This is a genomic window from Brachybacterium sp. SYSU DS0246 (assembly GCF_059391765.1).
The window spans coordinates 13,831-38,005 of sequence record NZ_JBZXYT010000031.1 but is presented as its reverse complement, the minus strand read 5'-3'; the positions used below and the strand labels follow the sequence as shown (position 1 = coordinate 38,005).

General features: G+C 71.3%; 22 protein-coding genes. 12 read left to right on the top strand and 10 right to left on the bottom strand.

Features of this window, described 5'->3' with window-relative positions; translation table 11 throughout:
- Position 1: 1 nt before the first annotated feature.
- The 3 genes from AC5020_RS14125 to iolD are packed head-to-tail and all read right to left on the bottom strand — an operon-like array spanning position 2 to position 4,475.
- Positions 2 to 952 carry a TIM barrel protein gene (locus AC5020_RS14125; RefSeq protein ID WP_464988735.1) on the bottom strand — a complete coding sequence of 317 codons (951 nt, stop codon included), beginning with the start codon at positions 950 to 952 and terminating at the stop codon, positions 2 to 4.
- A 52-nt stretch (positions 953 to 1,004) separates the two neighbouring features.
- Complete coding sequence (locus AC5020_RS14120; protein WP_464988734.1) at positions 1,005 to 2,501, bottom strand: CoA-acylating methylmalonate-semialdehyde dehydrogenase; 1,497 nt, start codon at positions 2,499 to 2,501, stop codon at positions 1,005 to 1,007.
- A 48-nt stretch (positions 2,502 to 2,549) separates the two neighbouring features.
- Positions 2,550 to 4,475 (bottom strand): 3D-(3,5/4)-trihydroxycyclohexane-1,2-dione acylhydrolase (decyclizing), encoded by a 1,926-nt coding sequence (gene iolD / locus AC5020_RS14115; RefSeq protein ID WP_464988733.1) that lies wholly within the window; start codon positions 4,473 to 4,475, stop codon positions 2,550 to 2,552.
- A gap of 523 nt (positions 4,476 to 4,998) precedes the next feature.
- On the opposite strand from iolD, the gene AC5020_RS14110 reads away from it, so the two are divergent.
- The 6 genes from AC5020_RS14110 (at position 4,999) to AC5020_RS14085 (ending at position 11,507) form a co-directional block, all read left to right on the top strand.
- Positions 4,999 to 6,609, top strand: coding sequence for an MFS transporter (locus tag AC5020_RS14110; RefSeq protein ID WP_377792453.1), 1,611 nt, complete (start codon positions 4,999 to 5,001; stop codon positions 6,607 to 6,609).
- Positions 6,610 to 6,802: 193 nt separating this feature from the next.
- A complete protein-coding gene (gene iolC / locus AC5020_RS14105; RefSeq protein WP_464988732.1) occupies positions 6,803 to 7,831 on the top strand; it encodes a 5-dehydro-2-deoxygluconokinase in 1,029 nt (342 codons plus the stop codon).
- Complete coding sequence (locus tag AC5020_RS14100; RefSeq protein ID WP_464988731.1) at positions 7,828 to 8,733, top strand: Cgl0159 family (beta/alpha)8-fold protein; 906 nt, start codon at positions 7,828 to 7,830, stop codon at positions 8,731 to 8,733. Before iolC ends, AC5020_RS14100 begins: the two co-directional genes overlap by 4 nt.
- A gap of 15 nt (positions 8,734 to 8,748) precedes the next feature.
- Positions 8,749 to 9,633, top strand: a complete 885-nt coding sequence (gene iolB / locus AC5020_RS14095; protein WP_464988730.1) for a 5-deoxy-glucuronate isomerase — start codon at positions 8,749 to 8,751, stop codon at positions 9,631 to 9,633.
- Complete coding sequence (locus AC5020_RS14090) at positions 9,630 to 10,676, top strand: Gfo/Idh/MocA family protein (protein ID WP_464988729.1); 1,047 nt, start codon at positions 9,630 to 9,632, stop codon at positions 10,674 to 10,676. The genes iolB and AC5020_RS14090 overlap by 4 nt, the downstream gene beginning before the upstream one ends.
- Before the next feature lie 69 nt (positions 10,677 to 10,745).
- Positions 10,746 to 11,507, top strand: coding sequence for a GntR family transcriptional regulator (locus AC5020_RS14085; RefSeq protein ID WP_464988728.1), 762 nt, complete (start codon positions 10,746 to 10,748; stop codon positions 11,505 to 11,507).
- 57 nt (positions 11,508 to 11,564) lie between these two features.
- Here the strand turns inward: AC5020_RS14085 and AC5020_RS14080 are convergent, their stop codons facing one another.
- From AC5020_RS14080 to AC5020_RS14070, 3 genes are read right to left on the bottom strand one after another with little or no spacing between them, the layout of a single operon-like run.
- The gene (locus AC5020_RS14080) at positions 11,565 to 12,140 is read right to left on the bottom strand and encodes an SRPBCC family protein (RefSeq protein WP_464988727.1); all 576 of its coding nucleotides are present in this window, start codon (positions 12,138 to 12,140) and stop codon (positions 11,565 to 11,567) included.
- Positions 12,137 to 12,706, bottom strand: coding sequence for a dihydrofolate reductase family protein (locus AC5020_RS14075; protein WP_464988726.1), 570 nt, complete (start codon positions 12,704 to 12,706; stop codon positions 12,137 to 12,139). The genes AC5020_RS14080 and AC5020_RS14075 overlap by 4 nt, the downstream gene beginning before the upstream one ends.
- 34 nt (positions 12,707 to 12,740) lie before the next feature.
- A complete protein-coding gene (locus AC5020_RS14070) occupies positions 12,741 to 13,436 on the bottom strand; it encodes a DUF899 domain-containing protein (RefSeq protein WP_464988725.1) in 696 nt (231 codons plus the stop codon).
- Positions 13,437 to 13,573: 137 nt separating this feature from the next.
- Between AC5020_RS14070 and AC5020_RS14065 the strand changes: the two genes are divergently transcribed.
- On the top strand, positions 13,574 to 14,194 hold the full coding sequence (locus tag AC5020_RS14065; RefSeq protein WP_464988724.1) for a TetR/AcrR family transcriptional regulator: 621 nt from the start codon (positions 13,574 to 13,576) through the stop codon (positions 14,192 to 14,194).
- 28 nt (positions 14,195 to 14,222) lie between these two features.
- Here the strand turns inward: AC5020_RS14065 and AC5020_RS14060 are convergent, their stop codons facing one another.
- The 4 genes from AC5020_RS14060 to AC5020_RS14045 form a co-directional block, all read right to left on the bottom strand.
- Positions 14,223 to 14,582 carry a TraR/DksA family transcriptional regulator gene (locus AC5020_RS14060; protein ID WP_377019530.1) on the bottom strand — a complete coding sequence of 120 codons (360 nt, stop codon included), beginning with the start codon at positions 14,580 to 14,582 and terminating at the stop codon, positions 14,223 to 14,225.
- A gap of 15 nt (positions 14,583 to 14,597) precedes the next feature.
- Entirely contained in the window at positions 14,598 to 16,226 is a 1,629-nt protein-coding gene (locus AC5020_RS14055; RefSeq protein WP_464988723.1) for a M81 family metallopeptidase, read from the bottom strand.
- Positions 16,227 to 16,409: 183 nt separating this feature from the next.
- A complete protein-coding gene (locus AC5020_RS14050; protein WP_464988722.1) occupies positions 16,410 to 17,816 on the bottom strand; it encodes a family 4 glycosyl hydrolase in 1,407 nt (468 codons plus the stop codon).
- Positions 17,813 to 18,583 carry a DeoR/GlpR family DNA-binding transcription regulator gene (locus AC5020_RS14045; RefSeq protein WP_464988721.1) on the bottom strand — a complete coding sequence of 257 codons (771 nt, stop codon included), beginning with the start codon at positions 18,581 to 18,583 and terminating at the stop codon, positions 17,813 to 17,815. The genes AC5020_RS14050 and AC5020_RS14045 overlap by 4 nt, the downstream gene beginning before the upstream one ends.
- Positions 18,584 to 18,719: 136 nt before the next feature.
- Between AC5020_RS14045 and AC5020_RS14040 the strand changes: the two genes are divergently transcribed.
- The 5 genes from AC5020_RS14040 (at position 18,720) to AC5020_RS14020 (ending at position 24,110) form a co-directional block, all read left to right on the top strand.
- A complete protein-coding gene (locus AC5020_RS14040) occupies positions 18,720 to 20,090 on the top strand; it encodes an ABC transporter substrate-binding protein (RefSeq protein WP_464988720.1) in 1,371 nt (456 codons plus the stop codon).
- A 7-nt stretch (positions 20,091 to 20,097) separates the two neighbouring features.
- Positions 20,098 to 20,994: a carbohydrate ABC transporter permease gene (locus AC5020_RS14035; RefSeq protein ID WP_377019525.1), complete on the top strand. Its 897-nt coding sequence runs from the start codon at positions 20,098 to 20,100 to the stop codon at positions 20,992 to 20,994.
- Complete coding sequence (locus AC5020_RS14030; RefSeq protein ID WP_464988719.1) at positions 20,991 to 21,812, top strand: carbohydrate ABC transporter permease; 822 nt, start codon at positions 20,991 to 20,993, stop codon at positions 21,810 to 21,812. Before AC5020_RS14035 ends, AC5020_RS14030 begins: the two co-directional genes overlap by 4 nt.
- A complete protein-coding gene (locus AC5020_RS14025) occupies positions 21,812 to 23,035 on the top strand; it encodes a carbohydrate kinase family protein (protein WP_464988718.1) in 1,224 nt (407 codons plus the stop codon). The genes AC5020_RS14030 and AC5020_RS14025 overlap by 1 nt, the downstream gene beginning before the upstream one ends.
- Before the next feature lie 379 nt (positions 23,036 to 23,414).
- Positions 23,415 to 24,110: a hypothetical protein gene (locus AC5020_RS14020; protein WP_464988717.1), complete on the top strand. Its 696-nt coding sequence runs from the start codon at positions 23,415 to 23,417 to the stop codon at positions 24,108 to 24,110.
- Positions 24,111 to 24,175: the final 65 nt, after the last annotated feature.

Genomic DNA, 24,175 nt, shown 5'->3' with positions numbered 1-24,175 from the left:
CTCAGCGCACCCCCAGGCCGCAGTCGGCGAGGAACTCGCGGGTGGCGATCGCGTTGGGCAGCGGCAGGGACGGATCGCAGGGGTAGAGGTCCTGCTCGCAGATCACGTACAGCTCCCGGTCGAAGGTCGCCAGCTTGGCGACCAGGTCCTTCATGTCAGGCAGGCCGGCCGGCGGACGCACCGAGGCACCCTTGGCCACGGCCTCCCCGAACGGCCAGTCCTTCTCGTGCGCCTCACGCGTGAGGTCGGGGTCGAAGGCCTTGATGTGCACGTAGCCGATGCGCTCGGGGTACTCGTCGATCATCGCCAGCGGGTCCCCGCCGCCATAGACGATGTGGCCCGTGTCCAGGCAGAACGAGACCAGCTCCGGGTCGGTCGCCTCGAAGATCCGGGCGATCTCCTCGGGGGTCTCGATGTGGCTGTCCCCGTGGGGGTGCAGCACCATCGTCAGCCCGTAGTCCTCCTTCAGGAGCTCGCCGAGCCGGTTCGCGTTCTCGACGTACAGCCGCCAGGCCTCTCCGGTCAGCTCCCGCTGGTCGGTGAACTCCCAGGTCTTGTCGTCGCGGTACAGCGGCGGCAGGTGCACCATGTACTCGGCGCCGACGGCGGCGTGGGTCTCGGCGATCGCCCGGAAGGTGCGCTCGGTCTCGGGCCAGGCGTCCTCCTGGTGCAGGACGCCCCAGCCGGTGCCGGCCACGACCCGGAACCCGTGCTCGTCCATGACGGACTGCAGCTGCTTCGCATCCTGCGGGAAGTACCCCCAGGGCCCCGTCTCCATCACGGAGAACCCGGCCTCCGCCATCTCTCCCAGCGCGGTGCGCCACGGGATCTGCTTCTCGTCCTCGGGGAACCACACGCCCCACTGGTCGGGGCACACCCCGATGGTGAGATTGTCGTACGGCGGCTCGGGGTTGCGTGAGCGGTCGGTGGGTCCTGCGGGATCAGCGGTCACGGCGATGATCTCCTTCGATCGGGAAGCGGGGCGGCGGTGGGGCAGGCGCCGGTCAGTCGTGGGTCGGGAAGCTCATCGAGCTCTCCAGGTGCTCGTCCTGGTGGGGCCAGCGGGTGGTGATCGCCTTCTGCTTGGTGTAGAAGCCGACGGCCTCGGGGCCGTGGGCGTGGTGCTCGCCGAACAGCGAGTCCTTCCAGCCGCCGAAGGAGTAGTAGCCCACGGGCGTCGGGATCGGCACGTTCACGCCGATCATGCCCACCTGCACCTCCTCCTGGTAGCGCCGCGCGTAGTGGCCGGACCCGGTGAAGATCGCGGTGCCGTTGCCGAACGGCGAGGAGTTCACCAGGTCGAGGGCCTCGTCGAAGTTGGGCACGTGCATGACCACCAGCAGCGGGCCGAACACCTCGTCGGTGTAGGTGGGATGGGTGCGGTCCAGATCGGTGATGACCGTCGGGCCCACGAAGTTCCCGTTCTCGTACCCCTCGACCACCAGGGAGCGGCCGTCCACCAGCACGGTGGCACCGGCCTGCTCGGCCTCGTCGGTCATCCGGATGATCCGCTGACGGGCCTCGGCCGTGATCACCGGCGGCATATCGGTCTCCGGGGAGTCGCCGGGACCGACGACCAGCTTCTCCGCCTCGGCCCGGATGGCCTCGAGGAAGGGCTCGTGCGCATCGCCCACCGTGACCGCGACCGGGACGGCCATGCAGCGCTCGCCGGCGGAGCCGAAGGCCCCCGAGGCGATCTGACCGGCCGCGAAGGCGATGTTCGCATCCGGCATCACCACGGCGTGGTTGTTGGCGCCGCCGAGCGCCTGGACGCGCTTGCCCGCCGCCGTGGCGGTGGCATGGACGTGCTTCGCGATCGGGGTGGAGCCGACGAAGGAGACCGCGGCGATGCCGTCGTGGGTGCACAGCGCATCGACCGTCTCCTTCCCGCCGTGGACGACCTGGAAGACCCCGTCGGGCAGCCCGGCCTCCTGGTAGAGCCGGGCGACGATGTTGGAGGCCGACGGATCGCGCTCGGAGGGCTTGAGGAGGAAGGCGTTGCCGGTCGCGATGGCGATCGGGTGCATCCAGAACGGCACCATGGCCGGGAAGTTGAACGGGGTGATGCCGGCGACGACGCCGAGCGGCTGGCGCATGGTGTGGGCGTCCACGCCGCTGGAGACGTTCTCGGAGAAGCCGCCCTTGAGGTCCTGGGTGATGGAGGTGGCGAACTCGAGGGTCTCCAGACCGCGGGCGATCTCGCCCTTGGCGTCACCGAGGGTCTTGCCGTGCTCGCGGGTGATCGCGGCGGCGATCTCGTCGGTGTGCTCGAGCATCAGTTGGCGCATCCGGTACAGGATCTGCGTGCGCTTGGCCAGGGAGACCCGGGCCCAGTCCCGCTGCGCGGCCGCGCCCGCCCGTACCGCCTCGTCGACCGTGGCGGCATCGCCGAGGTGCAGGGTGCCCACCTCCTCGCCGGTGGCGGGGTTCAGGATCGGCTGGGTGGAGCCGGTTCCGGCGCTCTCGCGCCCACCGATCCAATGGGTGATCTCGTAGCTCATGCGAATCTCCTGGTGCAGTGTGGGTGGCCGGCGGGGCGGTGTCGCCGGTCAGAGGTAGTGGCGCTGCGGGGCGAGGTCCGCCTCGTACTCGGCGCGGGCGGCGCGGGTGGAGTCCAGGCGCGCGGTGGCCGAGACCGGCACGTCCCACCAGCCGCTGCCGGGCGGGTGCGGGCCGTACAGGTCGGTGTTGACCACGATCGCGGTGGCCCGCGTGCGCGCCGTCGCCCGGCGGTAGGCCTCCCGGAAGGCGTCGGTGCTGGAGACCTCGTCGACCTCGAGCCCGTACGAGCGGATGTTCGCCGGAATGTCGAAGGGCAGCTTCTCCCCGTCGAGCAGACCGGTCTCCTTGTCGCGCAGGCGGTACTTGGTGCCGAAGCGCTGGGAGCCGTGGGACTCCGACAGCGAGCCGATCGAGGACCAGCCGTGGTTCTGGAGGATCACGAGGATGACCTTGACGTCCTCGGCGACGAGGGTGGCGATCTCCTGCGGCGCCATCTGGAAGGTGCCGTCGCCGATGATCGCGACCACCTCGCTGTCCGGGGCGGCCATCTTCGCGCCGAGCGAGGCGGGCAGTTCGTAGCCCATGCACGAGTAGCCGTACTCCAGGTGGTACTGCAGCGGGGACCGCGCGGTCCACAGTGCCTGCAGGTCACCGGGCATGGAGCCGGCGGCGTTGAGGAGGATGTCCTCATCGCCCATCAGCTGGTTCAGGGCGCCGAAGATCTCCGTCTGCGCGGGCAGCTCCTGGTCGTGCGGCGCGAAGCAGGGCGCGATCCGCTCCTCCCACTCGCGGCGCAGACGCGCGGCGTTCTCGGCGTGCTCGGAGGGCGCCTGCCAGCCCTGCACGGCCTCGGTGAGCGCCTCGAGGCCCGCGCGGGCGTCGGCCACGACCATGGTGGCGGCGTGCTTGGCCGCATCGAACGCCTTGACGTTGAGGTTCACGAAGCGCACGTCGGGGTTGCGGAACGCGGTGTGCGAAGCGGTGGTGAAGTCGGTGTACCGGGTGCCGACGCCGATGACGACGTCGGCCTCCGCGGCCAGCGCGTTCGCGGCATCGGTGCCGGTCGCCCCGACGCCGCCGGCGCTGAGGGGGTGGTCCCCGCTGATCGCGCCCTTGCCGGCCTGGGTATCGGCCACGGGGATCGAGGTGGCCTCGGCGAACGCGGTCAGGGCCTCGCTCGCCTCGGAGTAGATGGCCCCGCCGCCGGCGACGAGCAGCGGCCGACGGGCCGAGCGGATCACGGAGACCGCGCGCTCGAGCGCCGCCGGTTCTGGGACGGGCCGGGCGATGTGCCAGGTGCGCTCGTCGAAGAACTCGACGGGCCAGTCGTGGGCCTCGGCCTGCACGTCCTGCGGAAGGCAGAGAGTCACCGCGCCCGTCTCGGCGGGATCGGTGAGCACCCGCATGGCGGCCAGGGCGCTGGGGATCAGCTGCTCGGGGCGCCAGATGCGGTCGAAGTAGCGGGAGACGGGCCGGAAGGCGTCGTTGACGCTGACGTCCATGGCGCGCTCGTCCTCGAGCTGCTGCAGCACCGGGTCCACGGCGCGAGAGGCGAAGATGTCGCTGGGCAGCAGCAGCACGGGGATCCGGTCGATGGTGGCCAGGGCGGAGCCGGTGACCATGTTCGTCGAGCCCGGCCCGATGGAGGCGGCGCAGGCCAGCAGCTGACGGCGATTGCGGGTGCGCGCGTAGGACACGGCCGTGTGCACCATGTTCTGCTCATTGCGCGACTGGTAGTACGGCATCGCGGCCTCGTCCTTGGCCCCGTCGCCGCGGGCGGGGTCCGTGGCGTTCTGCAGCAGTGCCTGGCCGACGCCGGCCACGTTCCCGTGCCCGAAGATGCCGAAGGTGCCCGGGACCAGGCGCTCGCGGATCCCATCGCGCTCGCTGTACTGCGCGGCGAGGAAGCGGACCAGGGCCTGGGCGACGGTCAGGCGCACTGTGCCGGCGCCGGTCGAGGTGGGGACGCTCATGCTGCCTCCGAGGAGAGGGTCGGCACCGTCGGACGCGAGCGGTTCGAGCGCGAGCGACTCGACGGTGAGTTCGTATGGGCCCAGCATGCCGATCGCGACAGGCTGTGTCAATACTTTGTCATGACAAGGCGTGCGGCGACTCGTGTGTCCTGGCTCTTCGCCCGTCCGACCTGCAGGGACGGTCGGACCGGCCCTCCGCGGCGGGTCTCTCGCGACGTGGGCGCCGGTGCAGGATCGCAGGGCGGAGGGCGAATCCGGGGGTACCGTTCCGGCCGGGGGTCGTGCTAGCGTCCCGCATGTTCGTCCGGATGCACCGTAAGACCGGACAAAGTGACTGCCGTTCGATACACCGTGATGACATGGCGGTCATCGTCCGATCGGTCCGCAGTCGATGTGCACAGCCCGCAGCCACCCCGTCGTACCGCTCCGACGCCGTCGCGGCCCCGATCCGCATCGTCGTCACACGGTGCCGCTCCCGGCACCGGACCGGCCCCGCGCCGGACTCACGTTCCAAGGAGGGAGCATGAGCTCACAACCCACCGCGGCCTCGCCGCGCATCCCGGACCTGGTCGAGCAGACCCCGCCGTCAGGCAAGAGGCGCCCGATCGCCCTGCTCGCCGTGGTCGCGTGCCTCGGCGGCTTCCTGTTCGGCTACGACACGGGCGTCATCTCCGGCGCGCTGCCGTACATGTACATGCCCACCGAGGCCGGCGGGCTCGGCCTGAACTCGGTGGAGGAGGGCCTGGTCGGCGGGATCCTCCTGCTGGGCTGCGCCGTCGGCGCCGTGGTCGGTGGCAGGCTCTCGGACCGCTACGGGCGCCGACGCAACATCATCTGGCTGGCCATCGTGTTCTTCGTCGGCGCCGTGGGATGCGCGCTGGCACCGAACATCTGGCTGATGTACCTCGCCCGCTTCGTGCTCGGCCTCGCCGTCGGCGGCGCCTCCACCACCGTGCCGGTGTACCTCTCCGAGTCCGCGCCCAAGGAGCAGCGCGGCATGCTCGTCGCGGTCGATCAGCTCATGATCGTCACCGGCCAGTTCGCCGCCTTCGCCACCAATGCACTCATCGCGGGGGTCCAGGGCGGCCCGACCGCAGTGGTCGAGAACGACCCCAGCGGTGCCCACCAGGCCGGCGAGAGCGTCTCGTGGGACGTGCTGGCCGGTATCGGCGGTGTCACCGTGGCCGACGGCAACGGTCACGCCTGGCGGCTGATGCTGCTGATCTGCTCGATCCCCGCGATCGCCCTGTGGATCGGGATCCGCATGATGCCGGAGTCCGCCCGCTGGCACATCCGCCGCGGCGAGATCCGGGAGGCCATCGGCTCGCTCAAGCGGATCCGTGTGCCCGGCCGGCACGACGTAGCGGCCGAGACCGCGGAGATGGTCGAGAGCCACCGGCTCGAGCAGAAGCGGCAGAAGCTCAGCCTGGGCGCGGCGTTCCGGATCCCGTGGCTGCGCTCGATCATCATCTTCGGCGGCGCGATCGCCGTGCTCCAGCAGCTGACCGGCGTGAACACGATGATGTACTACGCCCCGCGCGTGCTGATGGCCGCCGGATTCGACTCGCAGGCCTCCATCATCCTCAACGTATTCACCGGGCTGGCCTCGGTGGTCGGTGCCGCGGCGGGCCTGTTCGCCCTGCGCCGCTTCGGCCGCCGGCAGGTGCTGCTGGTTGGTCAGGTCGTCCTGACGCTGTCGCTGCTGGCGATGACCGCGATCTTCCTGCTGGGGATCAACCCGTACCTCACCGACACCGGGGCCGTCTCCGAGGACATCCCCACCTTCGTGCCCTACCTCGTGGTGGTCGTGATCGTCCTGTTCATGCTGGGCATGCAGTCCGGTCCCGGCCCGGTGGTGTGGGTGCTGCTCTCGGAGATCTTCCCGAACGCGATCCGGGGCGCCGCGACGGGCTTCGCGGTCATGCTCATGTGGCTGGCGAACATGACCGTCACCTTCCTGTTCCCGGTGCTGATGGACGGGATCGGGCCGGTGCTGACCTACGCCATCTTCGCCGCGGTGAACATCTTCGCGGTCATCTGGTTCCTCCGCCGCGTGCCGGAGACCAAGAAGTTCACCCTCGAACGCCTCGAGTGGGAGTTCCGGGAGGCCGGCGGAGTGATCCGTCTGCGCTGACAGCACCGCAGTCGATGCACATCTTTGTCTGGACAAAGCGCGTTCACGATGGTTCGATGGAGGCATCGAGAGGCGCGGCGGCCCGGACCGATCCGCCGCCGCCCGTCCGACATCGCCGTCGACGCAGTGCTGGACACAGGCAGCACCGCAGCACACGCAGCGCAGACAGGCGCAGGCAGACATGGAGCACCTCATGGCAGCACCCGACCTCGACATCATCACCTTCGGTCGCAGCGGCGTCGACCTCTACCCGCTGGAGATCGACAAGGGCCTCGAGGACATCACGAGCTTCGGCAAGTTCCTCGGTGGCAGCCCCACCAACGTCGCCGTCGCCGCGGCCCGCCTGGGCCACAGCCCCGCGGTGATCACGGGCGTGGGGGACGATCCCTTCGGCCGCTACGTGGTGGGCGAGATGGAGCGCCTCGGCGTCTCGGGACGGTTCGTCGTCCGCAACGACGAGCTGAACACCCCCATCACCCTGTGCGAGATCTTCCCGCCGGACGACTTCCCCCTCTACTTCTACCGTCAGCCCAGCGCCCCGGATCTGCAGGTCGCCCCGGAGCATCTCGACCTCGACGCGATCCGGGCGGTCCCGCTGTTCTGGTTCTCGGGCACCGGACTGTCCGAGGAGCCCAGCCGTTCGTCCCACCTCGCCGCCCTCGAGGCTCGTGGCCGCACCACCCACACCGTCTTCGACCTGGACTATCGCCCGATGTTCTGGGCCTCGCCGGAGGACGCCCGAGAGCACTACCGCGAGGCGCTGAAGCACACCACGGTCGCCGTCGGCAACCGGGAGGAGTGCGAGGTCGCCGTCGGCGAGACCGATCCGGAACGCGCGGCCGACGCCCTGCTCGAGGCCGGCGTGCAGATCGCCATCGTCAAGCAGGGACCCAAGGGCGTGCTCGGCAAGACCGCCGACGAACGCGTCGTGGTCGCCCCGAATCCCATCACCGTCATCAACGGCCTGGGCGCCGGCGACAGCTTCGGCGGCTCCCTGTGTCACGGCCTGCTGGCCGGACAGGACCTCGAGACCATCCTCACCCGCTGCAACGCTGCCGGCGCCATCGTCACCAGCCGCCTGGAGTGCTCGACCGCGATGCCCACGGGCGAGGAGATCGACCTGCTGCTGGGAGGCGGCGACCCCAATCACGGTCAGACCGTCGAGCAGATGCTCACCGCGCTGCGCAGTCGCGGCGTCGCCACGGGGGAGCAGCCCGCATGAGCACCGACGTCGACCGCAGCACGGAGTTCGTCAGCAGCTACGAGGACGTCACGCGGGTGCGCCTGGAGGACCCGGGGCGCATCGCCCGCCTCGCCGCCGCCCGTCGCCGCCGCACCGTCGCCGACACGGGCGGGCGCCTCATGGTGATCGCGGCGGACCATCCCGCCCGCGGTGCCCTCGGCGTCGGCCCCCGCCCCGACGCCATGGCCAGCCGCACCGAGCTGCTGGACCGCATGCGCGAGGCCCTCGCCGTGCCCGGCGTGGACGGCGTGCTCGGCACCGCCGACATCCTCGAGGATCTCCTCCTGCTGGGCGCGCTCGAGGACAAGGTCGTCTTCGCCTCGATGAACCGGGGCGGCCTGCAGGGCGGATCCTGGGAGATCGAGGACCGCTTCACCGCCTACGACGCCCCCTCCATCAAGGCCTCCGGCTTCGACGGCGGCAAGATGCTCACCCGCATCGACCTCTCCGACGACCGGACCTCCTTCATCCTCGATGCCAGCGCCAAGGCCGTCACCGACCTCGCCCGGCACGAGCTGATCGCGATGGTCGAACCGTTCATGTCCACCCGCCGCGACGGCAAGCTCGTCAACGACCTCTCGCCCGAGGCCGTCATCAGGTCCATCCACATCGGTCAGGGCCTCGGCGCGACCAGCGCCTACACCTGGCTGAAGCTGCCGGCGGTGGAGGACATGGAGCGGGTCATGGACGCCACCACCCTGCCCACCCTCATCCTCGGCGGCGACCCCGTCGACGCCGACCCCGCGGGCCTGCGCGCCACCTGGCAGAAAGCGCTGGACCGGCCCAACGTCCGCGGGCTGGTCGTCGGCCGCACCCTGCTCTACCCGGCCGACGGCGATGTCACCTCCGCAGTGCGCGCCTCGGTCGAGATGATCCGCTGAGAGAACGGAGCCCCCATGACGCAGCTGCACATCCCCGCCCGCTCCTCCGGCGAGGGCCGCTACGACACGGTGATCGATCCCGGCCGGCGCGAGGGGTGGCACCACACCGGTCTGCGCGTGCTCGCCCTCGGCCCGGGTGAATCGGAGGCCTATGCGGCCGACGGCGTCGAGGTGATGGTCGTGCCGCTCAGCGGCGGCTGCCAGGTCACCGTCGAGGGCACGACGCACACCCTGCGCGGCCGCGAGGACGTCTTCGCCTCCGCGACGGACGTGCTCTACGCCCCCGTCGGCTCCCACCTGGAGATCTCTTCCGAGCACGGAGGCCGCTTCGCCGTGACCGCCGCCGTCGTCGAGGCCGACGCGGCCGGCGCCCATCCCGTCGCCCTGATCCGCGCCGAGGACATCCCCGTCGAGATCCGCGGCGGCGGGAACATGACCCGCAAGGTCCGCAACTTCGGCGCCGCCGGCGTGTTCGACGCCTGCGACAGCCTGATCGCCGTCGAGGTGATCACCCCCGGGGGGAACTGGTCCAGCTACCCCGCCCACAAGCACGACACCGCCTCCGAGAGCGAATCCGCGCTGGAGGAGATCTACTACTACGAGATCCAGCCCGCCCCCGGCGGGGGCGCCGGCTTCGGATACCACCAGAGCACCGCCAGCGACGAGCGCCCCATCGACGTGCTCACCGAGGTCCGCGCCGGGGACACCGTGCTGGTCCCGCACGGCTGGCACGGCCCGTGCGCCGCCGCCCCCGGGCACGACATGTACTACCTCAACGTCATGGCCGGCCCCGAGGCCGAGCGGGCGTGGAAGATCACCGACCATCCCGACCAGACCTGGGTGCGCGGCACCTGGGCCGACGCCGGGATCGACCCCCGTCTCGAAGGAGAACCCCGATGACCCCGCAGGAGACCCAGCAGGATCTGCCGCGCGACCTCCGCATCGGCGTGATCGGCGTGGGCCGGATGGGCGCCGACCACGTCGAGCGCATCACCCGCCGCACCAAGGGCGCCCGCGTCAGCGCGATCAACGACTTCCGGCGGGAGACCGCCGAGCAGGTCGCCGCCTCCGCGCCCGGTGCACGGGTCGTCGACTCGCCCGATGAGCTCATCGCCGCCGACGACGTCGACGCCGTGCTGATCACCAGCCCCGGCCAGTTCCACCGCGACCAGGCCATCGCCTGCATCGACGCCGGCAAGCCCGTGCTGTGCGAGAAGCCGCTGGCGATGAACCCGGCCGACGCCTACGACGTGGTGCGCGCCGAGCACGCCTCCGGGCAGCGGTACGTCTCGCTGGGGTTCATGCGGCGGTTCGATGCCGAGTACGCCGAGCTCAAGGACGCGCTGGAAGCGGGAGAGGTCGGCACCCCGATGCTGCTGAACTGCAAGCACCGCAACGCCGAGGTCCCGCCCGGGTTCACCGACGCCCACATGGTCTACGACTCCGCCGTGCACGAGATCGACGCGATCTCGTTCTTCCTCGACGAGCCCGCGACCTCGGTCCAGACCATCATCCCGCGCAGCACGGAGAACGCCCCCGACGGCCTGCACGACCCGATGCTGCTGCTCTTCCGCACCGCCTCGGGCGTGGTGGTCACCGACGAGCTGTACGTGAACACCGGCGCCGGCTACGAGGTGCGCACCGAGGTGGTCGGCTCCCGCGGAACTGCCACCATCGGCCTGGACATCTCCCGCGTCACCACCCAGCAGCCCGGCGGGACCTGGGGAGGTTCCGTGCCCGCCGACTTCCGGCCCCGCTTCGTCGCGGCCTACGACGCCGAGGTCCAGGCCTGGGTCGATGCGATCGCGGCCGGCACGAACATCGCCGAGCGTTCCGCGACCGCCTGGGACGGGTATCTCGCCGCCGCCGTCTGCGATGCCGCCGAGAAGTCACTGACCAGCCAGGACGCCATCGAGGTGCAGCTGGAGGCGCGCCCGGCGTGACCGTGGTCCCTATGCTGGAGTCCCTGGACGGTATGTCGTGACATGCCTGCGAGCACGAAGGAGAGACCCATGGACACCGGAAGCACTGAGGTGAGTCCGTTCGTCCTGGACCTCACCGTGGACCGCGACAGCACCCAGCCGCTGTACCTCCAGCTCGCCTCCGCGATCGAGGACGCCGTGCGCACCGGAGGCCTGCCCCCGGGCAGTCGCCTGGAGAACGAGATGGCCCTGGCCAAACGGCTGGGGCTCTCGCGCCCGACGGTGCGCCAGGGCATCCAGGAGCTCGTGGACAAGGGCATGCTGGTGCGCAAGCGCGGGGTGGGCACCCAGGTGATCCAGGCCCCCGTGAACCGGCAGGTCGCGCTGACCTCCCTGTATGACGACCTGCGCACCGCCGGGAAGGACCCCCGCACCGAGATCATCGAGTACCGGATCGGCCGCCCGTCGGTCGAAGCGACCGACCGGCTCCAGTTGCGCCCCGGCGAGCAGGTCCTCGACCTGCTGCGCGTGCGCTATGCCGACGACGAACCCCTGGCCGTCATGCGCAACACCCTGCCCGAGCGCATCGCGCCCTCGCGGGAGTCACTCGCCGCCACCGGCCTCTACGCCTCCCTGCGCGAGATGGGCGTGATCTCCGTCCTCGCTCATGAACGCATCGGCGCCACCACCGCTGACGAGGAGCACGCCGAGCTGCTGGACGAGCAGGTCGGCGCGGCCCTGCTGACCATGGAGCGCAAGTCCTTCGCCAATGACGGCGGCGTCGTGGAGTACGGGTACCACGTCTACCGCGCCTCGCGGTACTCCTTCGAGGTCACCCTCGTCGACTCCTGAGAGGCCGGCGCACGGGCCGCAGGCACGCCACACCCCGGCGAGGAGGCCGGGGTGAGTTCAGGCGGCGCGTGAGTCGCCCTCCACGGCCTCCGCGAGGGAGGCGAGGGAGGCCTCGAGATGATCGGGGCCGACGGCCGGCATGCCGCCGATGGCTGCGGCGACCTCCGGTGGGGTGGCGCTCCAGTCGTATGTCAGGCTCACGCGAGTGCCCTCGGCGACGGGCTCGAGGTCATAGCGCCAGATCCATCCGCCGCCCTCCAGCGTGCCGTCGGCGCCGTACTGGGACGGCTCCCACGCGATCGCGCGCTCCGGCTCCAGGACGGTCACGAGATTGTGCATCTCGTAGCGCCCGCCCGCGTTGACGTGGAACATCTCGATGCCGAACACCTGGCCCGCCGCGGTCAGCCGCTCCGGAGCCCCGTCCAGGGCGCCTCGCACCCAATCCGTCGGCTCCGTCTCGTGGTGGCGGGAAGGGTCGGTGAGCAGGGCGAAGACCTCGCCGGGCGGGGCCTTCACCACGCGGTGGGCGACGAGGCGGACCTCGGCGTCGCCATGCTGGCCGCGCTCGGCCCCCGGCGTGGTGGATGCCTCTGGTGTGGTGGCGGCGGTCGGTGCGGCGGTGGGCTCGGTCATGACTCGTTCCTTTCCAGGGATGTGGCGGAAGACCAGCGCGTGTAGGTGACGCCGGTGGCGAAGGAGCGGTGCTCGGTGAGGCGAAGGCGCTCACGGTGGCCGTCGGGGAACAGCCGCCGGCCGCGTCCCTGGACGTAGGGATAGGTCCACAGGCAGTACTCGTCGACGAGACCGGCGGCGATGAGAGTGTGGCTGAGCGTGATGCTGCCGGTCAGGGAGATCGATCGACCGGATCGCTGCGTGACCTCCCGGACCGCGGCGACGGGGTCGGTGTCGATGACCGTGGAGTTCTGCCATCCGGGGTCGGTCATGGTCGTGCTGACGACGTACTTGGCGAGGGCGTTGAGCTCGTCGGTGATCCCCGTGGTGTCGTCGCTCTGCTGGGGCCAGTACCCGCGGAAGTCCTCGAACGTCTGCCGGCCCAGCACGATCGCATCGCATTCGGCGCTGTCGCGCTGGGTGAGCTCGAGCATCTCGGGGTCCTGCTCGCTGGGGTCGAACCAGTCATCGAGCATCTCGACCGAGCCGTCGGCGGTCATGTTCTGGGTGAGGATCAGCGAACGCATGGCGCTCCCGGGGCGGGGCCCGTCCGGACGGTGCTCATGAGGGTGTCCTCCCGTAGAGGGCGGCGACGTCGGGGGAGTCCAGCCACCTGTCGTAGGTCTCGGAACGGGGCCAGCCCGCGGGGGAGTCCTGCCAGGGCTCCTGCCGGCCCCACGGCAGCAGATCCACCAGGGCGAAGGTGTGGGAGAGCTGCTCGGTACCGCGGCCCGTGGTGTGCCAGGTGCGATAGACACGGTCCCCGTCGCGGAGGAACACGTTGACCGCGAATCCCCCACCGGGTGGGGCGTCCACGTCCGCCCCGAACGAGCTGTCGGCGGTGGAGTACCACTCCATCTCGTTGCCCACCTTCTCGCGGTAGGCCAGGGCCTCGTCGATCGGGCCCTGGGTGACGACGACGAAGCGGGCGTCGTACCGGTCCAGGAAGTCCAGGCGGGTGAACTGCGAGGTGAAGTACGTGCAGCCCCCGCACTGCCACTCCGAGCCGGGGGACCACATGTGGTGGTACGTGATCAGCTGCGAACGGCCCGCGAAGACGTCGACCAGGCGCACCGGGCCGTCCTTCGACATCAGGGTGTACTCCGGCAGCTCGACCATGGGCAGGCGGCGACGCTGGGCGGCGATCGCGTCGAGCTCGCGGGTCGCAGCCTTCTCGCGGGTACGCAGCTGGTCGAGCTCGCGGCGCCACGTCTCGGCATCGGTGACGGGAGGGAACGGGGCGGGACTCGTCGTCATGACGCTCCTCGGAAGGGATAGGGTGCATGTGAACACCATCCACATTGGTGTGAACACCGTAAACTTTGCAGCGAGGGGCGTCAAGAGTGGCGGAGCGATCGCGGCCGTATCATCACGGCGACCTGCGGGCTGCGCTCGTGGCCGAAGGGCTCGAGATCTCGCGCCACCAGGGTCCCTCCGCCCTGTCGCTGCGCGAGGTGACCCGCCGCGCCGGGGTCTCTCCGGCGGCTGCCTATCGCCACTTCCGTGACCGTCACGCCCTGATGGTCGCGCTCTCCGGCGAGATCCAGGCGCGCATGGTCCAGCGCATGCGCTCGCGGACGCGGCACGGCTGCTCCGGCGACGAGGACGGCGACGACGAGGCGGGGGCGGCCCTGGCGCGACTGCGCGGTGTGGGTCTGGGGTACATCGACTTCGCGATCGAGGAGCCGGGATGGTTCGAACTGGCCTTCTTCGGCGAGCGCGCCCGGGACGGGGCCGAAGCGGGTGCCGCCGACGATGCCGCGCTCGACCCGGCCGAGGAGGTGGAGCTCCAGGACGTCCCGCCGTTCGCCGAGCTGCTGGCCGCGCTCGACGAGTGCGTGCGCACCGGGGTGCTGCCGGCGCACCGCCGCGACGGGGCGGAGCTGTCCTGCTGGTCGGCTGTGCACGGGTGCGCGGAGCTGATGGTCCACGGCCCGCTGCGGGGCGCACCTCGCGAGGTGGCGTCCACGGTCGCACAGCGCGTGGTCGACGACATCATCGCCGGTATTCGGTGACCCTCTCCGGAGGCGGCCGACGCGCCGGTCAGCGACGGCCCGGGTCCGCGCACTCGACGCAGGTGCGCGCCGCCGGCCGCGCCAGGAGCCGCCCGCGGGGGATCGCCTCGCCGCAGACCTCGCAGCGGCCGTAGGCCCCGGCGGCCATGCGCTCCTGGGCACTGCGCACCTCGGCCAGCTGGTGACGGGCGGTCTCCAGGAGGGCGCTCGTCCGGGAGCGGTCCACGGCCGTGGTGAACCCTTCGGGATCATGCTCGTCATCGGTGGAGCTCAGCTGCATGCCGTCCACGATGGATCCGTAGTCCCGCTCCAGGGCGGAGATCCGCTCAGCGGTGCGTTCGGCCTCCGCGGCGAGCCGTGCGCGGAGCTCCGGGTCCTCATGGACCATCGGTGCCTCGGCCCTTCACGGCCGCGGCGACGAGATCTCTCGCCCCGCGGCGCTGACCACGGACGCCGGGGTGGGCGCGGGGATCTCCGCGTCGAACGGGATCATGGGGCGCTGGATGCGCTGGTGACCGAGCCGCACCAGGTCCTGGTCCACGCCGCCCGGGGTGAGCGCCAGCATCCAGTCCGCCGCCGCCTCGTACTGGTCCGGCTCGAGGTAGCCCATCTTCACGGTGACCACGTCGAAGCCGGTCATGGACATCCCCAGCCGCTCGAACATGCCCTGGCGTGCCCACTGCGAGCGGCGTGCCGTGACCACCACGCTCAGGCCCGTCGGCCGGTCCCCATCCAGCACGCGCAGCCGCGCGGCACGGCCGGTCTGAGTCGTCTCGTCCAGCGCCTCGACCTCGGCGCGCAGCGCGACCGGGCCGGGCTCGCGGGTATCGATGTGCCCTCCGACCAGGAAGTCGCCGCGCCCGCCGACTCCGAGCTCGGTCGCGGCATCGGCCGACGCGGGATCGGCCAGGGCGACCATCAGAGCGCTGACCTCCCCGGAGCGGATCTCCTCGCGGGCGATCAGCCGCGCCAGGCAGTACGTGGTGTCGTCGGCGCCGCCGGCGCCGGGATTGTCGCCCGAGTCGGAGATCCAGAACGGCCGGGCGATCGAGGTGATCGCACGGTCCAGACACTCGTCGAAGGGTGCGGCGGGGGCGACGAAATCGACGTCGTGGCGGACCTCCCACAGCGCGGTGGCCAGCTCGAGGGCCGCGGCGTCGACGGCATCCGCATCCTCGCCGTAGGCCACGATCGCCGCCTGGCAGCGGGGCTGATCCGCCCAGGCGAAGCCGATCCAGCACGAGATGTCGGTGATGCCCTCACGCTCGGTGATCGCCGGGATCCTCCCGTACAGCGACTTGGCCGGCTCGATGCGGGTGGACGTCTTCTCCCCGGGCAGCAGGATCGGCACGTGCACCAGTGCCTTGTGGGGGAGGGCGCCGCCGGCCCTGAGCCGCGCGCAGGTCTCGACGAGATCCCGCAGTCCGCGCTCCCGGGTCTCCCAGGCGTCGATGTGCGGGGCGTGGCGGTAGCAGGTGAGCAGGTCGCACGCCTCGAACAGTGTCTCGGAGACGTTGCCGTGCAGGTCCATCGCCGTGCCGACGACGACGTCGGGACCGATCGCCTCGCGGATCGCGGTGATCAGGTCTCCTTCGGCGTCATCCAGCCCCTCCACGCTCATGGCGCCGTGGATGTCGAAGAAGAACCCGTCCAGCGGTGCCTCGGCGTGCGCCGCGGCGAGTCCCTCGGTGATCTCGCGCTTCCAGCCCTCGTAATCGTCCCGCACGAGCTGGCCGCCCGGCAGGGCCCGGGCCTGCAGCACGCCGACGTACTCGGCGGCCTCCCGCAGCGCCTGCCCGCTGGCCGACGGGGTCCCGGCCGGGGCGCCGGACGCCGGCCCGGGGGCGGATCCGGGGTCGGCGGCGCCGCTGAAGAACGGGAACCGTGCCAGCACCTCCTCGGTGCCGCGCCGGACCTCGAAGTCGCGCTCGGAGGAGCGGTACGGGGTGAAGGTCGAGGACTCGATGGCGATCCCGGCGATGCCGATGCGCGGTCGTGAGGCCGTGGTCGGGGTCGGCGCCGTCTGGGTCATGGGGAACTCCCGGGGTAAGCGGTTGTCAGGGATCCGTTCATCCTTGCAGGTCCGCCGTGAGCCGGCCACAGGTGGTCACGACCGGGACGGACGGTCTCGACATGGTCTCGAGCGGCCGCGCGGCCGACGTCGGGCCGGGTGCCGACCACGGGCGCGGACGCCCCGGCCCCGCTCGAGACCGCCTCAGCGACGCGTCAGCAGTGCGTCGATCTGCGGGTGGCCGGCGATGTAGCCCTCCAGCAGACTTGCGCCGAGCGTGGGCGAGCTGACCAGAGGATGGGTCGAGAATCCCTGCCAGGCGGCCTGGCGCGAGCCGGTCACGGCGGCCTCGAGGATGGAGCGCTCGGCGGCGCGCAGGGAGGACATCAGCCCGAGCCGCCCCAGCTCCACCGGTGCCACCGGCCGGGGGTGCACGCCGTCGCCGTCCACGGTGCACAGCACCTCCAGAACGGTGTCCGCCGGAAGCTCCGGCACGATCCGGCGGGAGATCGGGTCGGCCTCGTGGCCGGCGGGGACGTTGCCGACATCGAGGATCATCCGTTCGCTGCGCCCGGTGGCGATCGCCGTCATCAGCCGCAGCGCCACCTCCTGGTACCCGCCCCCGGCGACGTCCTCCTCGCGGCGCTCCTCGTCCCGGGACTCGGCCATGTAGGTGGCCTCCCGTTCGTGGAGGGTGGAGCGCCACCTCTCCAGCGGCGAGGAGCAGCACGATCCCTCGGCGGCCGCGCCGTAGAAATCGCCCTGCTGCGCGGCGAGGAACTCACCCCGGGTGCTGGCCGAGCCCACGATCCGCTCGATCGCCGCGGAGGTGTGCAGGTAGTAGTACAGGTACTCGTTCGGCAGCGCCCCGTCGGCCCGCACCCAGTCCTTCCCGATCAGGCGCGCCTCCTCGATCTCCTCGAGGGCGGCGTCGTCGGCCAGCAGGCCGGGAAGGCGGTCCTGGCCGTCCACGCTCACCGAGCGCAGCCATCCCAGGTGGTTCAGGCCCACGTAGTCCACGTCGGCCCCGCGCTCCCCGCCGACCAGGTCGACGCCCAGCAGGCGGCCCACGCGCCGCACCAGGCCGATCGGGGTGTCGCAGATGCCCACGACGCGATCGCCGAGGACGGTGCGCATGGCTTCGGTGACGATCCCGGCGGGATTGGTGAAGTTGATGACCCACGCGCCGGGGGCGGCGTCGGCGACGGTGCGGGTGATGTCCAGGGCCACGGGGATGGTGCGCAGCGCGTAGGCGAGACCGCCCGGGCCGATGGTCTCCTGGCCCAGCAGGCCCAGGTCGAGGGCGACGCGCTCGTCGACGGTGCGTGCCTCGGCGCCGCCGACGCGCACGGCGCTGAAGACGAAGTCGGCGCCGGCGACCGCCTCGCGCAGGTCGGTCGTGACGGTCAGCGCGGGCGGCCGGGCGGTGCGTCCCTGCGCGACCAGCTGCTCCCGCAGCCCCTCGATCACGGCGCTGATGGTGCGCAGCCGCCCGGGGTCGACGTCCTGCAGGGCGATCTCGTCGACGTGCAGGCCGGTGGCGCCGGTGGCGACGGCCTCGTAGACCAGCGGGACGCGGAAACCGCCCCCGCCCAGGATCGTCAGCTTCATGGCAGCAGGACCTCCAGGTCCTCCCCCTCGGGGAGGGAAAGTTGTGCGGGATGGGGGGAGCGGTCGGTGATCAGGGCGGTGAAGCGGCCCAGCGGGGCGACCTCGAGGAAGCCGGAACCGGGGAACTTCGAGTGGTCGGCGAGCAGGTAGGCGGAGGAGGAGACGGACAGCAGGCCGCGCTTGACGGGGATCTCGCTGGGCGTGGAGTCCAGCACCGTGCCGTCGGCCCGCACTCCGGAGGTGCCCAGGAAGGCGGCATCGACGCGCACCTGGCGCAGCGCCGCCTCGGTGAGGGTCCCGACGAGGGACTGGTAGTTCGGGCGCAGCAGCCCGCCGAGGACGACGATGTCGATCCCCGGTGCCTCCGCCAGGGACTTCACGACCGCGAGGGACGCGGTGACGACGGTCAGGGAACGTCCCGTGAGCAACGGGCACATGGCGGCGACGGTGGTCCCGATGTCCAGCGCGATCACGTCGCCGTCCTCGATCCGGGCCACGGCCTTCTCCGCGATCCGGCGCTTGGCGGCGGGGGCGGTGGCCGCGACATCGGCGAAGGGTCGTTCGTCGGCCTCCGGGCGGATGCTGCTGTGCACATCGGTCGCACCCCCGCGCACCCGGCGCAGCACCCCGGCCTCGGACAGCAGGTCGAGGTCCCGCCGGATCGTGGCCTCGGAGACCCCGAAATCCGCGCTCAGGCCGCCGACGGTGGCGGAGCCGCGACGACGCACCGTGGCGACGATGCTCTCGTGGCGCTCCTCACTCAGCATGGCGTCACCGTAGCACCCTTCACGCAAATCCATGCAGCTTCGAACATCGCACTGCAGAATCACGCAGTTCGTGTCATGATAGGTGTCCTGTGCCACAGCGCCCGAGCGCTGCCGCCCGCTACCTCTGGAGGACCCCATGCGTCGACGCACCTTCCTCGGCTCCAGTGCCGCTGCCGGAGGCCTCGGCCTCCTCGCGGCCTGCGCCCCCGGCTCCGACTCCGGCGGCGGCACCGGCAGTGACGGCGGGGGAGGCCCGGCCGCGAGCGACGTCGAGACCGACCCGGCGGCGATGGGTGAGATCACCCTGAAGGTCTGGGACCAGGAGGTGCGCGGTGCCCAGAACGACGCGATCACCGCTCTGATCGATGCGTTCCAGTCGGAGTACCCGAACATCACCGTCGACCGCGTCTCGCAGTCCTTCGACGACCTCCAGCAGCAGACGGGCCTGGCGCTGTCCGGCAACGACGTGCCCGACGTCCTCCAGGTCAACAACGCCCGCGGGGACATGGGCGAGTTCGTCAAGGCCGGCCAGCTGATGGACCTCTCCGGCTACGCCGAGGCCTACGGCTGGGAGGACCGGTTCCCCTCCTCCGTGCTGTCCAAGGCGCGCTACTCGAGCGACGGCGTCACTTTCGGCGAGGGGTCCCTGTGGGGCCTGCCGCAGACCGGCGAGGTGTGCGGCATCTACTACAGCGCCGCGAAGCTCGAGGCGATCGGCGCGGAGCCCCCGGCCACCTGGGACGATCTCTTCGCGCTCGTCCAGACCGCGCAGGACGCCGGGGAGCAGCCGCTCGTGCTCGGCAATCTCGAGCAGTGGCCGGCGCTGCACGTCTTCGGCCCGCTGCAGGCGCATTTCGTGCCCGCCGAGGAGATCGTGACCCTGGCGATGGGCAACGCGGGCGCGGAGTGGACCTCCGATCCCAACGTGCAGGCCCTGACCCAGCTCGCCGGCTGGGCGAGCAGCGGCGCCTTCGGCGACTCCCCGAACGGGCTGGCCTACGACACCGCGTGGGCCGAGTTCACCGAGGGTACCGGTGTGATGCTCATCGGCGGCTCCTGGCTCGCCCCGGACATGGAGGCCGTGATGGGCGAGGACCTGCGCTTCATGGCGCCGCCCGCCGGGGTCGACGGCACGGTCGCGACGACCGGCGGTACCGGCCTGCCCTTCGGCATCCCCGCCCAGGCCGCCAACCCCGACGCGGCCGCCGCCTACATCGAGTACATCACCAGCGACACCGCGATGGAGCTGATCGCCGAGAAGGGCGGGATGCCGGTGCTGCGCACCGCCGAGCTCGCCCCGGCCTCCGGGGTCAACAAGGACGCCTACGAAGCCTTCGATGCCGTCTCGAACGACGGGGTGCTGCTGCCGTACCTGGACTACGCGACGCCGTCGTTCGCCGACACCGCCGGGGCCGCACTGCAGGAGGTCATCGGCGGGCAGAGCGACCCGTCGGCCGCCGCCGAGGCGCTGCAGGCCGACTACGGCGAGTTCACCGCGGAGGGTTGAGCGGCGTATGCCGAGAAAGGCCCCATCGGCGGTCGTGCGCTCGCGCGCGACCCCTTACCTCTTCATCCTGCCCGCCTTCGTCGTCTACGCGGCGTTCTCCCTGTACCCGCTGGTGCGGGCGGCGCAGTTCTCCCTCTACGAATGGCCGGGATTCGGCCCGTCCACCTTCGTGGGGCTGCAGAACTACACCGACCTGATCGGGGACGAGGCGTTCCGGGCCGCCATCGGCAATGCCCTGGTGCTGATCCTGTTCTACTCGGGGCTGCCCCTGGTGATCGGCCTGGTCCTGGCCGCCGTGCTGCGCCGCGGCCAGGTGCGCGGCATGGGCTTCTTCCGCACCGTGGTCTTCCTGCCCCAGGTGATCGCGCTGGTCGTGGTCGCCGTGGCGTGGCGGAACATCTACTCCCCGAACGGGCCGCTGAACCAGGCGCTGCGGGCGGTGGGGCTGGACGAGCTGGCCCGCGGCTGGCTGGGTGATCCCGGCGCGGCGCTGCCGGCCGTGGGCCTCATCGGCACCTGGCTGCAGATGGGCCTGGTCATGCTGTTGCTTCTGGCCGGGATGAGCCGGATCCCGAACGACCTGTTCGAGGCGGCCCGGCTCGACGGCGCGGGCCCGCTGCGGGAGTTCTTCGCCATCACGCTGCCCTCTGTCCGGGGCGAGATCGTGGTCTCGCTGGTGCTGACGATCATCGCGGCGCTGAAGACGTTCGACCTGATCTACATGACCACCTCGGGCGGCCCGGGCAACGCCACCACCGTGCCCAGCTACGAGGTCTACTTCCGGGCCTTCGAGCTGCGTGAGGTGGGCTCGGCCAGCGCCGTCGCCATCGTGCTGACCGTGCTGGTCTTCGCCATCAACGTGGCTGTCACCCGGATCGGCGAGCGAGGGGAGCAGGCACGATGAGAGTCTCCGCCGCCGAACGCGCGATGAACTACGTCGTGCTGGTGCTGTTCGCCATCTTCGCCCTGACCCCGATCCTGACGATCCTGCTGACCGCCTTCTCCCCGCAGATCGGGGCGGACGCGGCCGACGGAGGATTCTGGAACCTTCACCCGGAGAACTTCGTCGAGGCCTGGCAGGTGGGCGGCTTCGGCCGCTCCCTGGCCAACTCGCTCGTGGTCGCGGCGATCGTGGTCAGCGCCGCCGTGGTCCTCTCCGTGCTCTCCGGCTACGCCTTCGGGACCATGCGCTTCCCGGGCGCGACGCTGCTGTTCTACGTGTTCCTGCTGGGCCTGATGATCCCGGCCGAGGCCGTGGTGATCCCGCTGTTCTTCGACCTGCGCGCGATGGGGCTGACCGACACCTACGCGGCGATCGCCCTGCCGCAGATCGCCCAGTCCGTCGCCTTCGGCACGTTCTGGCTGCGCGCGCAGTTCCGCACCCTGCCCGAGGAGCTGCTGGAGGCCGCGGCCCTGGACGGCGCGGGGCCCGTGCGCACCCTGCTGCGGATCGTGGTCCCCGCCTCCGTCCCCGCCGTGACCACGCTGATCGTGCTCGCGTTCATGTGGACCTGGAACGAGTTCCTCATTGCTCTGGTGATGACCCCCGGTGGCAGCCTGCGCACCGCCCCGCTGGGCCTGGCGAACTTCCAGGGCCAGTACACCGCCGAACTCGCCCTGCTCTCGGCAGGCGCCGTCATCGTCGCCCTGCCGATGGTGATCATGTTCCTCTTCCTGCAGCGACACTTCATCCGCGGAATGCTCGAAGGAGCCGTCAAGTGATGACCCCGAACCCCACCCCGGAGCCGACCCGGCCCGAGCCCACGCGGCCCGAGTCCGCGAGGCCTGAATCCGTTCGGCCCGAGGGCCCCGCGAGCCCGACCACCCCGGAGGAGATCGCCGCCCGCGACGCGGCCGCCGGCTGGGACCCGCTGGCGAGCACACGCCAGGACGGGGACCCGCCGCTGGACGTGCTGCTGTCCGGCACGGTGTTCTTCGACATCGTCTTCACCGGATTGGAGCGACTGCCGCGGCCCGGCGAGGAGCTGTGGTCCAAGGGCATGGGCTCCAGCCCCGGCGGCATCGCGAACCTCGCCGTCGCCGCCGCCCGCCTGGGCCTGCGCACCGGGCTGGTGGCCGGCTTCGGGGACGACGCCTACGCCGACTGGATGTGGCACACGATGGCGCACGAGGAGGGCATCGACCTCTCCGCCTCGCGCCGCTTCCCCGACTTCCACTCGCCGCTGACCGCGTCGGTCGCCACCCAGGGTGACCGCGCCATGGTCACCCACGGCCACGACCTGCCCGAACCGCTCTCGAGCCTGATCGCCCGAGCGCCCGCCGCCCGCGCCGCCGTGGTCGACCTGGCGGGGGAGACCGGCTGGTGGGCGGATCTGGCCCGCCGCGGCTCGTTGATCTTCGCCGATATCGGCTACGACGAGACCGAACGCTGGGACCGGGCGGACCTCGCCCCGCTGGCCCACTGCCACGCCTTCACCCCCAACGCCCTGGAGGCCATGGCGTACACCCGCACCGAGAGCCCCGACAAAGCGGTGCGCGCCGTCGCCGAGATCGTCCCGCTCGCGGTGGTGACCGACGGCGCCGCCGGCACCTACGCCATCGACAGCTCCACCGGCGAGGAGGCCTACTGCCCGGCCGTGCCCGTCACGGCCACGGACACCACCGGCGCGGGCGACGTCTTCGCCGCCTCGATGGTGCTGGGCACGCTGGCCCAGTGGCCCCTGCCGGAGCGGCTGAAGTTCGCCTCCCTGTGCTCCGCCCTGGCCGTCCAGCAGTTCGGCGGATCCCTCGCCGCCCCCGGCTGGGGCGACATCACCGACTGGTGGCGCCAGCTCACCGACGCGGCCGACGGAGGCGACCTGCGCGCCGCCTACACCCGCGACGGCTACCGCTTCCTCGACGGCATCGTCCCCGACCGCCCGGTGCAGGGCCGCCGACGGGCGCAGGGCACCTTCGCCCTGCGCTCGGACGCCGGCAAGCACTGAGGCGGCGCATGGGGAGTTCTCCCCGGGGAGTTCTCCACGGGGAGTCTGACCGGGGAGTTCACCCCATCGCGCTGCGTCGAGGGGACCCGTAGATTCCCGGTACTGGGTGCGGGTCACGAGGGGACGCGAGGCCGGGCCACGGGATCGGATCCGCTGCGGGAGCCGGCAGCCGACGGTGGGGGCCGTCGGGGCCGGCGGGGGCCGCAGCGTCACAGATCCCGGGCCGGCCCTCGGCCAGCTTCAGGCAGAGGAGACGGCCGTCCGCGGGGAGCGGGAAGCGGCCCGTCGGGCCCGCACCCGGTGCGGCCCGGCCTGTCGGTGCCGCCAGCGTTCCGGATTGATGGTGCGGCAGACCGTGCTTCCGCGCGAGGATGAGCAGATGGCCCATGACGAAACGCTCGTGATCGGTGTCGATATCGGGTCGATCCGCAGGCCGGGCGGCTTCGCCTGGGCCGACGCGTCCGGCGATGCCCATGGCACCGACGACCCGTCGGAGCTTGCGACATACATGGGAGCTGCTCTCCGGAATGGGCGGCGCGTCGCGCTCGCGATCGAATCGCCGCTGTCGGTGCCGATTCCTTCCGTCTCCGGTGACGGATGGCAGGACCTTGGCCGCGCCCGCACCGGCGAGGGCAATCGTTCCTGGAGCGCCGGTGCCGGATCCGGCTCGCTTGCCACCGGGCTGGCGCAGCTGACGTGGCTGCTCTCCCATGTCGCGGCGGCAGCGTCACGTGCCGTCGCCGCAACCGTCCTGCTCGAGCGGTTCCACGACGGCGATGCGGACCTCCTGATCACCGAAGCGATGGTCACCGGGGAAGGGAAGCCCGAGCCGGTCGACGACCTCGGCAACCATCGTGGCCAGGACCTCGCTGACGCCGTCGCAGCAGCTCGTCGCCTCGAGGAGATCCTCCGGCGTCCGTCCGCCGCCGACGAGTTCACCGTCGTATGCGCTCCGGCGGAGTCCTTCAACCTCGCCGCAGCCGCAGCTCTTCGGGCACAGCTCGACATCGCAGTGTCCGAACTCGCCGCAGAGGTCGTCATCGCCCGTGTCCTCCCGGTCGGCCCTCCGTCGTGATACTCCGCCGACGTCGAGTTCTGGAACACTGGTGAGCATCCGCTCCGTCGCCGTTCGGCGGCTCC